12 protein-coding genes are annotated in these 15,267 nt (G+C 69.6%); 8 read left to right on the top strand and 4 right to left on the bottom strand.

Annotated elements, in window-relative coordinates:
* Position 1 precedes the first annotated feature (1 nt).
* Genes ACQY5G_RS15555 through ACQY5G_RS15540 form a run of 4 tightly spaced genes read right to left on the bottom strand, consistent with a single transcriptional unit; the run spans position 2 to position 3,654 of the window.
* Positions 2 to 559 carry a cytochrome c-type biogenesis protein gene (locus ACQY5G_RS15555; RefSeq protein WP_428275473.1) on the bottom strand — a complete coding sequence of 186 codons (558 nt, stop codon included), beginning with the start codon at positions 557 to 559 and terminating at the stop codon, positions 2 to 4.
* On the bottom strand, positions 559 to 1,113 hold the full coding sequence (locus tag ACQY5G_RS15550; protein WP_428275471.1) for a TlpA family protein disulfide reductase: 555 nt from the start codon (positions 1,111 to 1,113) through the stop codon (positions 559 to 561). Before ACQY5G_RS15550 ends, ACQY5G_RS15555 begins: the two co-directional genes overlap by 1 nt.
* A complete protein-coding gene (locus ACQY5G_RS15545) occupies positions 1,110 to 3,176 on the bottom strand; it encodes a heme lyase CcmF/NrfE family subunit (protein WP_428275469.1) in 2,067 nt (688 codons plus the stop codon). The genes ACQY5G_RS15550 and ACQY5G_RS15545 overlap by 4 nt, the downstream gene beginning before the upstream one ends.
* A 40-nt stretch (positions 3,177 to 3,216) precedes the next feature.
* Entirely contained in the window at positions 3,217 to 3,654 is a 438-nt protein-coding gene (locus ACQY5G_RS15540; RefSeq protein ID WP_428275467.1) for a cytochrome c maturation protein CcmE, read from the bottom strand.
* 284 nt (positions 3,655 to 3,938) lie between these two features.
* On the opposite strand from ACQY5G_RS15540, the gene ACQY5G_RS15535 reads away from it, so the two are divergent.
* The 8 genes from ACQY5G_RS15535 (at position 3,939) to ACQY5G_RS15500 (ending at position 15,262) form a co-directional block, all read left to right on the top strand.
* Entirely contained in the window at positions 3,939 to 4,772 is an 834-nt protein-coding gene (locus ACQY5G_RS15535; RefSeq protein WP_428275465.1) for a zinc ribbon domain-containing protein, read from the top strand.
* A complete protein-coding gene (locus ACQY5G_RS15530) occupies positions 4,769 to 5,965 on the top strand; it encodes a M20 family metallopeptidase (protein WP_428275463.1) in 1,197 nt (398 codons plus the stop codon). Before ACQY5G_RS15535 ends, ACQY5G_RS15530 begins: the two co-directional genes overlap by 4 nt.
* A gap of 42 nt (positions 5,966 to 6,007) precedes the next feature.
* On the top strand, positions 6,008 to 7,450 hold the full coding sequence (locus ACQY5G_RS15525) for an MBL fold metallo-hydrolase (RefSeq protein ID WP_428275461.1): 1,443 nt from the start codon (positions 6,008 to 6,010) through the stop codon (positions 7,448 to 7,450).
* Between the two features lie 2 nt (positions 7,451 to 7,452).
* Complete coding sequence (locus ACQY5G_RS15520) at positions 7,453 to 9,792, top strand: choice-of-anchor B family protein (RefSeq protein WP_428275459.1); 2,340 nt, start codon at positions 7,453 to 7,455, stop codon at positions 9,790 to 9,792.
* A 61-nt stretch (positions 9,793 to 9,853) separates the two neighbouring features.
* Positions 9,854 to 11,533 (top strand): asparagine synthase B, encoded by a 1,680-nt coding sequence (gene asnB, locus ACQY5G_RS15515; protein WP_428275457.1) that lies wholly within the window; start codon positions 9,854 to 9,856, stop codon positions 11,531 to 11,533.
* 127 nt (positions 11,534 to 11,660) lie between these two features.
* A complete protein-coding gene (locus ACQY5G_RS15510) occupies positions 11,661 to 12,935 on the top strand; it encodes a choice-of-anchor B family protein (RefSeq protein ID WP_428275455.1) in 1,275 nt (424 codons plus the stop codon).
* Positions 12,932 to 13,150 carry a hypothetical protein gene (locus tag ACQY5G_RS15505; RefSeq protein ID WP_428275453.1) on the top strand — a complete coding sequence of 73 codons (219 nt, stop codon included), beginning with the start codon at positions 12,932 to 12,934 and terminating at the stop codon, positions 13,148 to 13,150. Before ACQY5G_RS15510 ends, ACQY5G_RS15505 begins: the two co-directional genes overlap by 4 nt.
* 90 nt (positions 13,151 to 13,240) lie before the next feature.
* Complete coding sequence (locus ACQY5G_RS15500; protein ID WP_428275451.1) at positions 13,241 to 15,262, top strand: Ig-like domain-containing protein; 2,022 nt, start codon at positions 13,241 to 13,243, stop codon at positions 15,260 to 15,262.
* The last annotated feature ends 5 nt before the right edge of the window (positions 15,263 to 15,267 follow it).

The following is a 15,267-nucleotide window of genomic DNA, read 5'->3' as shown; positions in this document are numbered from 1 at the left end:
CTCAGGACTCCTTGAGGGCAGCCTCGATCCAGCGGCGGTCGGCCTTCCGCAGGTGGTCGGGCACCGCGGGCCCGACGCGCTCCTCATCGTCGCGACTCCGGCCGCGCCGGATGCGGCGGGCGACGAGAAATCCACCGAGGAGGAAGGCGAGGCCCGGACCGGCGTAGACGATGAGGTTCATCCCCTCGGCCCGGGGCTTGAGGAGGATCCAGGGACCGTAGGCCTCGACGAACCAGGCCTCGATCTCCTCGGCGGTGCGGCCCTCCATCAGCATGGTGCGGATCACGTCCTGCATCTCGCGCGCGATGCGGGCCGACGACTCCGCGACGGACTGCTGGCGGCAGATGGGACAGCGCAGGGTGGCGCCGATCTCCGCCGTCCGCTGGTCGATCTCCGCAGTGCGGACCGGGTCGCCGGGGGCGGCCGGCCGCTCGATCCCGTCGAGGGCCCCGTCGACCGTCTGCGCAGCGGCGGGTGCGGCGAGCAGAGCCATCATGAGCGCGCCGCCGCGCCACGCCTGCGGCAGCCCGCGGCTCCACGCACGGCGCTCGGGACGCATCAGCTTCCCGCCGCTGCGCCGCCGCGGCGCGCCGCGAGCAGCGAATCCACGTTCCGCTCGACGAGGTCCCAGGTCACCGCGAGGTCGTGCCGCAGCGCGACGACGCCGTCGGCGCCGATGAAGTACGTCTCGGGCACCCCGTACACGCCGTATTCGATCGCGGTCAGGCTCCCCGGATCCGTGACGAGCGGCCACTCGCCGCCCAGCTTCTCGATGAAGCGCATCCCGTTCTCCGGCGTGTCCTGGAAGAGGACGCCGATGAGCGCGACCTCCTCCGGGTCGTACGTCTCGCGCAGCCGGACGAGCACCGGGTGTTCGCTGATGCATGGGATGCACCACGAAGCCCAGTAGTTGAGCACGACCACCTTTCCCTCGAAGTCGCTCAGGCTCACCGAGTCGCCCGGATTGTAGAGGTTCGCGAGCCGGAATGCGGGTGCCTCGCGTCCCTCGAGGGCGGACGGAAGCCGCCGCTGATCCTGCCCCAGCCCCCAGTAGAGGAGCGCGAGGACGGGCAGGGCCGCCGCGGGCAGGGCCCACCGCCACCAGCCCGTCATGCCGCGGCCGCCGGATCGGCGAGCAGCTCGGCCCCCGCCGCCCGCACCCGGCTGCGGCCCCACGGCCAGATCGCGATCAGGGCGCCCACGCCGATGATCATTCCCCCGATCCAGAGCCACACGATCCCCGGGTTCACGATCGCCCGCACCGTCGCGTGGTCTCCGTCCTCCGGGTCCACCGCCATCAGCGTGAGATAGAGATCGCTCGTGAGCGAACTCTTCACGGCGGGTGTCGCAATGTTCTGTCCCGTGGCCTTGTAGAAGTTGATTCGGGGCCGTTCCTCGCCGATCCCCCGTCCATCGCGGTAGGCCGCGAAGGTCGCGCCGATGACGAAGCGGTGCGGTTCCTCGTGCGCCCACACCTCGATGAGTTCCACCTCGTAGTCCTTGATCGCGAGCCGCTCTCCGGGCCGGAGCGTCATCTCCCGTTCGGTCTTCCACGTCCACGAGACGGAGATCGCGAGCGCGATGACGATGACGCCCACGTGCACGACGTAGCCCCCGTAGCGCTGGCCCGTGCGCGAAAAGAGATCCCGTAGCGCCCCGAGGTACGACCGTTCCGCGATCCTCCTCCGCGCGGCGATCCCCTTCCGGAACTCCTCCGCGATCGTCGTGAGCACGAAGGCGGCGAAGGCGATCGTGAGGATGGGAAGGAAGTACCCGATGCCGAGGGCGAAGGCGATGAGCCCGGCCGCGGCGCCGACGATCGCCGGCCACGCGAACGACCGCTCCAGCTGCTTCCGCCCCGCGCGCCGCCACGGGAGCGCCGGCCCCACCCCCATCAGGAAGATGAGCGCCAGCCCGATCGGGCTCGCGACCTGGTCGAAGTACGGCGGCCCCACGCTGATCCGGTCCCCCCGCAGCGCCTCCACGACGAGCGGCCACATCGTGCCCAGGAGGACCGTGAAGGTAAAGCCGACGAGGAGGAGGTTGTTGAGGATGAAGGCGGATTCGCGCGAGGCGGGGCTCTCCACCTGGCCCGGCGCCCGCAGCCGGTTGCCCCGCCAGCCGATGAGCGCGAGCGAAACGATCGCCACCACCGCGATGAAGGCGAGGAACGCGGGCCCGATGGCGCCCTCCGTGAAAGCGTGCACGGAGTCGATGACGCCCGACCGGGTGAGAAACGTCCCGAACAGGGTGAGGAGGAACGTCCCGATCATCAGCGTGAGGTTCCACGTCTTCAGCATCCCCCGCCGCTCCTGGACCATCGCGGAGTGCAGGAAGGCGGTCGCCGTGAGCCAGGGGAGGAAGGACGCGTTCTCCACCGGATCCCACGCCCACGCGCCGCCCCAGCCCAGCACCTCGTAGGACCACCAGCCTCCGCCGATGATCCCCATGGTGAGGAAGGCCCACGCCGCGACCATCCAGCGGCGTGCGTCCCGGAGCCAGCGCGCTTCGACGTTCCCCCGGAGCAGCGCCGCGATCGCGAAGGCGAAGGGCACCGTCATCCCGACGAAGCCGAAGTAGAGCATGGGCGGGTGCAGGCCCATGAGCGGGTGATTCTGGAGGAGAGGATTGGGTCCCGGGCCGTTGGCCGGCGCCGGGTCCACGATGCCGAACGGGTTCGCCGCCCCCGCCAGGAGTCCGAAGAAGAAGAGCTGGACGACGCCGATGACGCCGAGGACGAGCGGGGTGGTGCGGAGGCCGTGCGCGAGTCCGCCGCCGAGCGCGGTCAGCGGTTCCCCGGCCGCCCGCAGCGCCCCGAACTCGCGGCGCCGGGTGAAGGCGAAGAGCGCGCCGTAGCCGGCGAGGATCCAGCCCCAGAAGAGGATCGATCCCTCGAGGCTGCTCCAGAGCGAGATCGCGGTGTAGTAGGTCGGCGTCTCGCGGCTCCCCACGCGCGCTACGTACTCGACGCTGAAGTCGTGCGTGAGGAGGGCGATCTCCATCACGAGCATTCCGCCCGACATTGCGAAGAAGGCGAAGTAGGCGGCGCGGCGGGCCAGCGCCGCGGACACCTCGTCGCCGGAGCGGGACAGCCCGGCCCAGCCGCCGGCGACCGTGGCCACCACCGCAGCCAGGAGCGCCGCGATGACGGACGCGTAGCCGAGCGTGCTCAGCATGCGGCGGCTCTGTACAGCTTCACCGGGTCGTCACCAGGTCTCAGGAATCTTCGAGGAGAGACTTGTAGACCTGGCCCGCGTCGCCCGCGTGCTCCGGAGGGGCGTACTCGTTCGAGTGTTTGACCATCAGGTTCGTGGCGCGGAAGACGTCATCCTCCCCGTACGCCCCCTCGACGACGACGCCCATGCCCGGCTGGAACATGGCGGGGGGCGCGCCCGTGCTCTCGACGGAGATCTCGGTCTCCCCTTCGCTGATGACAAAGCGCAGTTCGGCGGCCTCCGGGTTCCAGTCCACGCTCCCCGGCTTGACCTGGCCCCCGAGGCGGATCGGCTGATCCACGATCTCGACTCCGCGGGCCTCCAGCTCGGCAGGCGTGAGGAAGAACACCATGTTCTCGTTCAACCCGCCCGCCGCGAGCACCGTGATCGCTACGGCGATCGCCCCGAGCCCCGCCAGCATCCAGAGTTTCCGTCTCAACGTTCCCTCGCTTTGCAAAACCATCCTGCGGAATGCCTCGCAAGATGCAGCCTCCGGCCCAACCCTGCCACGGGAAGCGCCGATGGCGTTCCGCGCCGGTCCGTTTCCCGCCGGACAGGTGGACATCCCGTCGTTGCGCGGCGAGCTTGCGCGCCCATCATCGAACGAGAGGCGACGTCAAGCCCGGCGCCGACGCCGGGGACGGGGAATGGCAACGTGAGGACATGTGTGGGGCCGCTGCGCCGTGTGAGCGCCGTTTGCTTCGCGCTGGTCGCGAGCACCCAATGAGCGGGGTTGTGACGTGCCCGCGCTGCGGGAGCGCTGCGTCGGGCAACTTCTGCGCAGAGTGCGGGGCTCCTCTCGTCCAGCGCGCGGCCTGTCCGGTCTGCCAGGCGCCGCTCCGGCAGGACGCGCTCTACTGCACCGCATGCGGTGCGCCCGTGGGCGCTCCGCCGCGGAAGCCTCGCTCGGCCCTGCTCCCGTGGGCCCTCTCCGGCCTCGCGCTGGTGGCCTTCTCGGTGATGATCGCGGTGCTCGTCCAGCGCGGAAGCGTGACGCGGATCGGAGACATGACGATGACCGGCGGCCTTCCCGGCGAGATGCCGAGCGGCCCCGCAGCGGCCCCGGCGGGGGACGGCGCCGGGGGAGCCGGCATGCCGAGCATGGAGGAACTTGCCGCCATGGGCCCCCGCGGGGTCGCGGACCGCCTCTTCGAGCGCGTGATGCGCGAACACGAGGGCGGCGACTTCGAGCGCGCCGCCTTCTTCATCGACATGGCGTTGCAGGCTTACGACGCCGTCCCTCCGGAAGAGACCGATGCGGACTCCCGGTTCCACGTCGGCCTCCTCCGTCTCCTCATGGGAGAGTCCGGCCTCGCGCGGGAAATGGCGGATGAGATCCTCGCCGCGGAGCCGGAACACCTGCTCGGACTCCTGCTCGCGGCGCGCGCGGCCGACTTCGAGGGGGACGCGGGCGCGGCGGAGGCGTTCAGGGACCGAATCCGGACCCGGGTGGAGGAGGCGGGAGGAATTCCCGACCTCCCCGAATACCAGGCCCATCGGACGCTGATCGAGGGCGTGCTGCGGGCGGACGGCGGAGAAGGCGAGGGCGGCGCGTGACCGGCTCCGGCGCGAACGGAAGCACGCCCGCACAGGCCGTGAGCGGCCGAATGGCCGAACTGCGCGACGAATTCATCGATTTCATCTCCCAACTCGTGCTCGAGGAGTCCCCTTCCACCGAACCGGAGGCCCAGCGCGGGATCCGCGCGATCCTCACGGAAACCCTGGACGACATCGGCTTGGAGGTGGAGCACATCCCGGGACAGGCGAGCGGCGGCCACCTGCTGGCGCGGAGCCCCGGGGCTGCGGGCGGACGGGCTGCGGCGGATGGGCCCGCGGAGGGCGGGGCACAACTTCTCGTGGGGCACATGGACACGGTGTGGCCCATCGGCACGCTGCGGGAAATGCCCGTGCGGGTGTCCGACGGGCGCCTCTCGGGTCCCGGCGCCTTCGACATGAAGACCGGACTCGCGATCGGCGTGTTCGCGCTGCGGGCGCTCCGGGACCTCGGGCTGGACGCCGGCGTCGCACCCGTCTTCTTCATCAACTCGGACGAGGAGATAGGAAGCCCCGAGTCCGAGCCGGTGATTCGCGATCTGGCGCGCGGCGCGTCCCGGGCCTTCGTCCTCGAACCTGCCCTGGGCCCCGGCGGCCGGCTCAAGACGCGGCGCAAGGGGATCGGCCAGTACCACGTAGAGGTCGAAGGGCGAAGTTCGCACGCGGGACTCGCCCCGGAAGAGGGGGCGTCGGCCATCCTCGAACTCGCCCACACGATCCGGACGATCGATCGGCTGGGCGACGCGGCCGCCGGGACGACGGTGAACGTGGGCCTGATCGGAGGGGGGTCGCGCCCCAACGTGGTCGCCGCGACCGCGAACTGCGAGGTGGACGTACGCGCGTGGACGGCCGCGGAGGCCGATCGGATCCGCGAGGGGATGTTCGGGCTGGAGCCCGCCGTGCCGGGGACGCGGATCAAGGTCACCCAGGTGGCGGGCCGGGGGCCGCTGGAGCGGACTCCGCGCAACGTCGCGCTCTGGGAACGGGCGCTCCGGGTAGCGGACGAGATCGGCCTCGAACTCCGGGAGGGATCGGCGGGCGGCGGCTCGGACGGTAACTTGACGAGCCAGTACACGGCGACGCTCGACGGGCTGGGGGCGGTGGGCGACGGCGCCCACGCCCGACACGAGTTCGTGTGGATCGACCGGGCCGTGGAGCGCGTCGCGTTGCTGGCGGGGCTGATCGCGGCCCCGTAGCGGCGGCGCGCCGGAGAAGCTTCGAGAGGCGGCTTCGACGAGATGTTCTTTCGACAGGTTTTCGACGATACGCTCGCGCAGTACGCGTACCTGATCGGGTGCCAGCGTACCGGAGACGCGATCCTCTTCGATCCGCAGCGCGACATCGACCGCTACGTGGATCTGGCGGCGAGCGAAGACCTGCGGATCGTCGGCGTGGCCGAGACGCACATTCACGCCGATTTCCTCTCCGGCGCGAGGGAGTTCGCCGAACGCTTCGGGATCCGGCTTTATCTCTCGGATGAGGGCGGCCCCGACTGGCGGTACGAGTGGGCCCGCGACGGGGCCTACGACCACGTGCCGCTCCGGGATGGCGACGGTTTCCGGATCGGAGAGATCGAGTTCCGGGCGCTGCATACGCCGGGACACACGCCGGAGCACCTGTCGTTTCTCGTTACGGACCGGGGTGCGGGGGCCAACGAGCCCATGGGCCTCCTGTCGGGGGACTTCGTCTTCGTGGGTGATCTCGGCCGGCCGGATCTGCTCGAGACGGCGGCGCGGGTCGCTGGAGCGATGACGCCCGCCGCGCGCCGGCTGTACGGCTCGGTCCGCAGCTTCCTCGACCTGCCCGACTACCTGCAGGTCTGGCCGGCCCACGGCGCCGGCTCCTCGTGCGGGAAGGCGCTCGGGGCCGTGCCGGAGACCACCGTCGGCTACGAGCGACGCTTCAGCCCGGCGATCGCGGCGGCGCTGAAAGGGGAGGACGCGTTCATCTCCCACATCCTCGAGGGGCAGCCCGAACCGCCGATGTACTTCGCCCGCATGAAGCGGGACAACCGCGACGGGGCCCCGGTGCTGGGCGGGCTTCCGCGACCGCCGCGAGTCTCGCCGCGGGAGGCGGCGTCTTGCGCCCGGACGGGTTCGAACGCCCGGGAAGTTGTCATCGACACGCGTCCGGACCGGTCGGCGTTCATGGCGCGGCATCTCCCGGGATCGGTGTACGTCCCGCTCACGAAGTCGTTCTGCACCGCGGCGGGCTCGGTCCTCCCGGAGGGCGCGGCGGTCACGCTCGTCATCGATGAGACGGATCTCGAGTGGGCTGTGCGGCGTCTGGTGCGGATCGGGTTCGACGACGTGAGGGGCTTTGTGGAGCACGAAACGCTCGAACGGTACTTTGACGAGGGCGGGCCGGCGGCCGCGATCCCGGAGATCGACCTCGACGCGGCGAGCCGGCTCTCGGAAGATGGGACGGGCGACGTCCTCGACGTCAGATACGCATCGGAGTACGCGGCGTCGCACCTGCCCGGAGCGGTAAACGCGTCCTATACTCGGCTGCCCGACTACGCGGACCGGCTGCCGTCGAACGGTTCGCTGCTCGTACATTGCCTTAGCGGCGCGCGGGCCGCGGTGGCCGCGAGCTACCTGGCCCGCGAGGGGCGCGACGTCCACTACATCAACGACCTGTTCACCGCGTACGCGGGATCGCTGGAAACCGGAGGACCCTGATCATGGTCACAGTCATGAAGATCCGTTCACTGGCCGCCACCTTCGCCGCCTTCGCGGCCTTTGCCGTCCTCGTAGGGGCGGCCGCCCCCGGGGCGCTCGCCGCGCAGGGGTTCGGCAGTGCGGTCGTCGTCGTAGAGGATGAAGTCCTGGTGGGGGAGCCCACCTCCGAACGCGAGCCCGGAAGCGTGCGCGTCTTCCGTGCCGGAGCCTGGACGGAAGTTCAGGCGTTGTACGCACCGGAAGCCGTTGTGCGAGACCGCTTCGGAGTGGCGCTCGCGGACGCCGGTTCCTGGTTGTTCGTGGGCGCGCCGGGGGCGGGCGCCGTGCACGTGTACGAGCGCGGGTCCGAATGGTTGCACGCTGGCGAGATTCCTTCTCCCGGCCTGGAGGAGTTCGGGCGCTTGCTTGCCGCCGGGGACGAACACCTCCTCGTGGCGGCCACGGACGGCTCGAGCGGGCAGGACATCGTCGTCGCCTTCCGGCGCGCCTACGGCGGTGGCTGGGAAGAGGAAGCCCGCCTCGCGGCGGACCGCGGCTCGACGGGGTTCGGGGCCTCCGTCGCGCTGGAGGGAGACCACGCGCTGATCGGCGCGCCACGGACCGACGAAGGTCGCGGCGAGGCGTACCTGTTTCGCTTCGACCGGGGCACGGGATGGGAACAGGTAGCGCAACTGGGCGCCGATGAAGGGGAAGCCGGGCGGGCCTTCGGCTTGGCCGTGGCGTTCGCGGACGACGAGGCGCTGGTCGGGGCGGCCGGACAGGACGAGGGGCTCGGCGCCATCCACCGGTTCGCCAGGGACGAGGCCGGCGAATGGCAGTCCGCCGGCACGATCGGGCCCGGCAACGAGGCGCCCACCGGGTTCGGCGCCGCTCTCGCCGTGGACGGCGATGTTGCCTGGGTTGGCGCACCCATGGCCGACTACGGCGGGGGCCTCGTATACCGCCTGGAACGGGCCGAGGATGGCTGGACGGTCCAATACGGGTGGGAGATGCCGGGCCGCGAGCCTGCCCCGGCAGGCCGCGTCGTTGCGGCTGGCGGCGGCCGCGTAGTCGCGGGTCTGCCCACGGACGACTTCGGGGCCGGATCGGTCATCGTCCGGGGCCCCGGGGTGTCCACGACAGTCCGGCTGGTGAGCGAGCAGGTGGGGCTCTCTTCGATCTCCGGCGGACAGATCGACTGCGAGGAGGGGCTCGCCGAGGGCTTCGACTGCGACCGCGTGGATCTCCTCTCCTTCATCCCCCGGGAAGAACTCGGCGCCCCCCGCGGCGTCCGGCTCAACGACGTGTGGGGCTGGACCGATCCGTTGACGGGACGGGAATACGCGCTCGTGGGCCGCATGGACGGAATCGCGTTCGTCGACGTCACCGACCCGTTCAACCCGCGGTATCTCGGCAACTTCGCGAAGACTCCGGGCACCCGGTCCAACACCTGGCGCGATATGAAGGTGTTCAGGGACCACATGTTCGTCGTGGCGGACGGGGCGGGGCAGCACGGGATGCAGATCTTCGATCTCACCCAACTCCGGGATGTCACGTCGCCGCAGGAGTTTGAACCCACCGCGCTGTACGAGGACGTTGCCTCCGTCCACAACGTCGCGATCAACGAGGAGACGGGCTTCGCCTACCTGGTGGGTGCCTCCGGCGGCGGGGAGACGTGCGGCGGCGGATCGCACATCGTCGACATCAACGACCCGCTCAATCCGATGTTCGTCGGCTGTTTCGCCCACCTGAACACCGGGCGCCGCAACACCGGGAACTCGCACGACACGCAGTGCGTCGTCTACCACGGCCCGGACGAGGACTACGCGGGCCGCGAGATCTGCGTGAACGCGAACGAGACGGCGATCTCGATCGCGGATGTCACGGACAAGTCGAACCCCGTCGCGGTGGCGCGGGCGGAGTACCCGAACGTGGCCTACGCGCACCAGGGCTGGCTCACGGAAGATCACGCGTACTTCTACTCCAACGACGAACTCGATGAGGTGAGCGGGCAGGTGGACCGGACCCGGACCCTCGTGTGGGATCTGCGCGACCTCGACGATCCCCTCCTCGTGCGCGAGTACTACAGCGCGACGAGCGTCACGGACCACAACCTCTACGTGCGCGGCGACCGTCTCTACATGTCGAACAACCGCGCCGGGCTGCGCGTGCTCGACATCAGCGATCCCGAGAACCCGACGGAGGCCGGGAGCTTCGACACCACGCCCTGGAGCGAGGACGCCGCAGGCTTCGACGGGACGTGGAGCGTCTATCCGTACTTCGAGAGCGGGACGATCCTCCTCTCGAGCCGGCGCGAGGGGCTGTTCCTCGTAAAGCCGCGGACCGAACGACTTGTCCCCTAGCTCTCCGCCCGTCCGCCGGGCCGACGCGCCCCCCTCGAGCTGAGGGCGGGCGCTTCCGGTCATGTGTTCCGTCCTCGGCATCTTCGAGATCGAACCCGGCGCAACGGGCCTCCGCCGCCGGGCGCTGGACCTTTCGCGGCGCCAGCGGCACCGGGGCCCGGACTGGAGCGGCATCTACTCGGGCGAGCGGGCCATCCTCGCCCACGAGCGGCTCTCCATCGTGGACGTGGAGAGCGGCGCGCAGCCCCTCTTCGGGCCCGGCCGCGCGACGGTGCTCGCGGTCAACGGGGAGATCTACAACCACCTGGAGCTGGAGCGGGGCGTGGCGCGCGGCCATCCGTTCCGGACCCGTTCCGACTGCGAGGTCATCCTCGCACTGTACGAGGGGCGACCCGATGACCCCGCTGAGTGGCTCAACGAGCTGAGCGGGATCTTCGCCTTCGCCCTCTACGACGAGACGCGCGACCGCTACCTGATCGCGCGCGATCCCATCGGCGTCATGCCGCTCTACACGGGGCGAGATGCGGAGGGGCGCTTCTACGTGGCCTCCGAGATGAAGGCGCTCATCGACACCTGCCCGGAGATCCACGACTTCCCGCCGGGGCACATGCTCGACAGCCGCGAGGGCGATGGCCGGCCCGTTCCGTACTATCGGCCGGGGTGGCGCGACTACGAGGCCGTGGCGGACGGTCCGGCGGATCCCGAGCAGGTCAGGGAGGCGCTGGAGGAAGCGGTCCACCGGCAGCTCATGTCGGACGTGCCGTACGGTGTGCTCCTTTCGGGCGGCCTCGACTCGTCGATCATCTCGGCGCTGGCGATGAAGTTCTCCCGCCGCCGGGTCGAGTCGGACGACACGGAGGAGGCGTGGTGGCCGCGGCTCCATTCCTTCGCGATCGGGCTCGACGGGGCTCCGGATCTGGAGGCGGCGCGGGCCGCGGCGGAGGCGATCGGCACCGTGCATCACGAGATCGTCTACACGCTGCAGGAGGGACTCGACGCGGTCTCCGACGTCATCCGGCACCTGGAGACGTTCGACGTGACGACGGTGCGGGCCTCCACGCCGATGTACCTCATGGCCCGCCGCATCAAGGCGATGGGGATCAAGATGGTGCTCTCGGGGGAGGGCGCCGACGAGGTGTTCGGGGGGTATCTCTACTTTCACAAGGCGCCCGACGCGCGAGCGTTCCACGAGGAGACGGTCCGCAAGCTCGACCAGCTCCACAAGTACGACTGCCTGCGGGCGAACAAGTCGATGGCGGCGTGGGGAGTGGAGGCGCGGGTGCCTTTCCTCGACCGCGAGTTTCTCGACGTGGCGATGGCCCTCGACCCGGAGTCGAAACGGCCGGCGGACGGGCGCATGGAGAAGCACATCCTGCGCGAGGCGTTCGAGGGGCTCCTCCCGGACGAGATCCTCTGGCGCCAGAAGGAACAGTTTTCCGACGGCGTGGGCTACTCCTGGATCGACAGCCTGAAGGAGATCGCCGAAGGCGAGATCAGCGACGGACAGCTCGCCCGGGCGGCGGCGCGGTTCCCCACGAACACGCCGCTCACGAAGGAAGCGTACCTCTACCGTTCGATCTTCGCGTCGCACTTCCCCGGCGAGCCCGCGGTGCGCTGCGTCCCCGAGGGCCCGAGCATCGCCTGCAGCACCCCGGCCGCCATCGCCTGGGACCCCTCCTTCGCCGGCATGGCCGACCCCTCCGGCCGAGCCGTGCAAGGCGTCCACACCCACAGCTACTGAACGTCGCGCGACCTGCATTCAATTCACGCCATGAATGATTATCATTCACCGCGTGAATGAATTTCCTCCGGGCTGTGTCTCGGCGGCCCCGCGATCGGGGTGAGCGTTCATTGGGCAGGGAGCTGAGATGAGGACCTCGCGAGAAAGACACTGCGGGCACGGTCTGGCACCCGTGCTCGCCGTGTTTGCGGTGATGTCGACCGTCTCATCCGGCGTCGCGCAGGTGCGCTGCGAGGGCGGTACGGCTGACGGGTTTCCGTGCGATCGCGTGGATCTGCTCGCCGTCCTCACGCCCGAGCAACTCGGTGCCGGCGGGGACACCCTGCTCAATGACGTGTGGGGGTGGACGGATCCCGAGACGGGGAAGGAATACGCGATCGCCGGACGAACGAACGGGACGGCGTTCGTCGACGTCAGCGACCCGCTCCGGCCGCGTTACGTGGGCGACCTACCCGCGACCGCAGGCAGCGAACCCAGCCAGTGGCGCGATGCCAAGGTGTTCCGGGATCACCTGTTCGTCGTCGCGGGAGGGCCGGTTCGCCACGGCATGCAGGTCTTCGACCTGACGGGGTTGCGGCACGCGCCGGAAGCGCGGGAATTCGCGCCTGCAGCCACGTACGAGGGGATCGAGTCGAGCCACAACATCGCCATCAACGAGGAGACCGGCTTTGCCTATCTGGTCGGCTCCGACGGGGAGGGCGAGACGTGCGGCGGGGGCTCGCACATGGTCGACGTCAACGAGCCGCTGAACCCCGTCTTCGCGGGCTGCTTCGCCCATCTCGACACGGGTCGCCGCGGCACGGGCTACACCCACGACGCGCAGTGCGTCATCTACCGCGGCCCCGACGAGGACCATCAGGGGCGGGAGATCTGCGCGGCCGGAAACGAGACCGCGTTCTCGTTCGCCGACGTCACGGACAAGGCGCATCCCGTCCCGCTGGCGGCTGCCTCCTATCCCGGCGTCGGATACTCGCACCAGGGATGGTTCAGCGAAGACCACCGCTACTTCTACGGCAACGACGAACTCGATGGACTCATACGGGAGCTGGACGGATCCCGCGTGCTCGTGTTCGACGTCAGCGACCTCGAAGATCCCGTCCTGCTGGACGAGTATTTCGGTCCAACCAAGGCCAGCACCCACAACCTGTACGTGCGCGGCGACCGGCTCTACATGGCGAACAATCTCGGCGGTCTCCTCGTGCTGGATCTCACCGATCCTGAGGCCCCCGTCGCCGTTGGCAGCTTCGATACCACTCCGTCCAGCGGGGACGAAGGAGGGTTCGGCGGGGCCTGGAGCGTCTATCCCTTCTTCGGGAGCGGGACGATCCTCCTCTCCAGCCGCCGCGAGGGCCTCTTCCTCCTGAGACTGACCACCGATCAGCCGAGCCGGGAGCTGAGATGAAGATCTTGCGAGAAGGAGATCGCGGGTACGCACTGGCCCGCGAGCGCGGGCGCGTCGAGGTCGTTTACGAGTACCGAACGATCAAACTCGAGAAGTCGAACGCCACGGTCACGAACGTCCTTGTCGGCGTCGATGCCGAGACCGGAGAAATTCTGACCTTGCCCGCCCAGTCGACGCCAAGACTCAGGGCGGCGAGGTGCGCGAAGTACGGCTGAGATCCCGCTCCTCTCGTTGCGGTTCCGCTCGTTTGGCGGACATCTTGCAACTGCTCACGATGCAAGAACTCCGACGGTAAAGGTGGAGCGATGATGTACCGCAGCCCGGCGATTCTCCCCCGTCTCGCGCTTCTCATTCTTCTTGGTTTGACCACCGCCGCACCCGTTGCCGCGCAGGAGGCGGTCTCCGTCGAGATCGCGCCGAGCGCGCTGTCGCTCGAGGTGGGGGAGGAGGCCACGCTTGAAGCCCGCGTCCTGGACGCGGACGGCAACGAGGTCGACGCCCCCGTCCTCTTCTTCCCGAGCTTCGCGGACGGTCGCAGCGGGAGCGCGCGCCGTAGCCTCGACGTGGACCGCGTCACGGGTCGGGTGCGGGCGGTGAAGGGCGGCGAGTTCCTCATCTCTGCGGTCGTGACCACCGCGCGGAACCTGCGCGCGGCGGCCGTAACGGTGAGCGTGGCCTATCCCCCGCTGGACCGGATCGACGTGATGCCTTCGGGCGGTTCGACGTATGTCGGCGTCGCGACGCGTCACCGGGCCACGCTGCTCGACACGGCCGAGGACGAGCGTGACGGCGAGATCCGCTGGTCCACCTCCGACGAGGGCGTCGCGACCGTGGATCGCTTCGGGATTCTCACGGCCCACGCGCCGGGGCAGGTTGTGTTGCGGGCCGAGGCGGAGGGCATCTCCGCGGAGGTCCCCTACGAGGTCAGGGAGAACCCCGCCGCGCGCCTGACGGTGTCGGGGAGCGCGGAACGGGCGCGGACGGGCGACGTGGTGCGTTTCGAGGCGATGGTCGAGGACGCGATGGGCGGCGCCGTGGCCGACCTGCCCGTCACCTGGACCGTGATGTCGGATCCCGCGATCGAAGCGACCGCGGACATTCCCCCGGCGGAGATCGATGAGCAGGGCCGGTTCGTGGCGTACTTCCCCGGCGTCTACACCGTCGTCGCGAACGTGCCGGGCCGAGCCGCGCGCACCTCGCTTGAAATCCATGCGCGACACGCCTCGCAGGAAATGACGTTCGTGGGGCAGGGACAGGTGAACAACGAGCGCACCTCGGATCTGTGGGTGTGGGAGGGCGTCGACGGGCGCGACTACGCGATCACCGGCACGCACGCGGCGGCCGGGGCCGTCTACTTCTGGGACGTGACGGATCCGGCGAGCCCCGTCCTCACGGATTCCGTCGTGGTCGATGCGCGCACGACGAATGACGTGAAGGTGAGCGAGGACGGGGAGATCTGCGTGATTTCCCGCGAGGGCGCCTCGAATCGCCGCAACGGGATCGTCATCCTCGACTGCCGGAACCCGCGGGACGTGACGACGATCTCCGTGTTCGACGACGAACTCACGGGCGGCGTGCACAACCTCTTCATCCACGAGGATCACGTGTACGCGGTGAACAACGGGCGCCGCTTCGACGTGATCAACATCGAGGACCCGGCCGGTCCGCACCGGGTGGGCCGGTTCGAACTCGATACGCCGGGGCACGCGATCCACGACATCTGGATCGTGGACGGGATCGCCTACACCTCGAACTGGGGCGACGGCGTCGTGCTCATCGACGTGGGTGGCGGCGACCGCGGTGGCTCGCCCTCCAACCCGGTCGAGATCGCGCGCTTCCGCGACATCGGCGGGCGCACGCACGCGGCCTTCCCGTACCGGAGTCCGACGGGGCGCTTCTACGTGTTCATGGGAGACGAGGCGGGGCGTCCGGGCTTCGACGGACAGGATCCGGAGCGCACGCCGCAGTTCATGTCGGGATACATCCACGTGGTGGACTTCACGGATCCCGACAATCCCGAGGAAGTCGCGCGCTACGAGATCCCCGAGGCGGGCTCGCACAACATGTGGATCGAAGACGACAAGCTCTACGCGGCGTTCTACAACGGCGGGCTGCGCGTACTCGACATCTCCGGAGAACTGAAGGGCAACCTGGGCGAGCAGGGCCGGGAGATCGCGCGCTACATGGCGTACGATCCGGACGGCGTGGTCGCGAACGCCCCCTTCACCTGGGGTCCGCAGATCCACAAGGGGAACCTCTTCTTCGCGGAGTACTTCAGCGGGCTGTGGGCCGTGAAGCTCCAGCCGCGCCAGGAACTCGTCCCGTAGCGGCG

The organism is Candidatus Palauibacter sp. (genome assembly GCF_965261555.1).
Taxonomy (GTDB): domain Bacteria; phylum Gemmatimonadota; class Gemmatimonadetes; order Palauibacterales; family Palauibacteraceae; genus Palauibacter.
The sequence above is the reverse complement of the archived record's forward strand: the minus strand, read 5'-3'. Positions and strand labels throughout refer to the sequence as shown.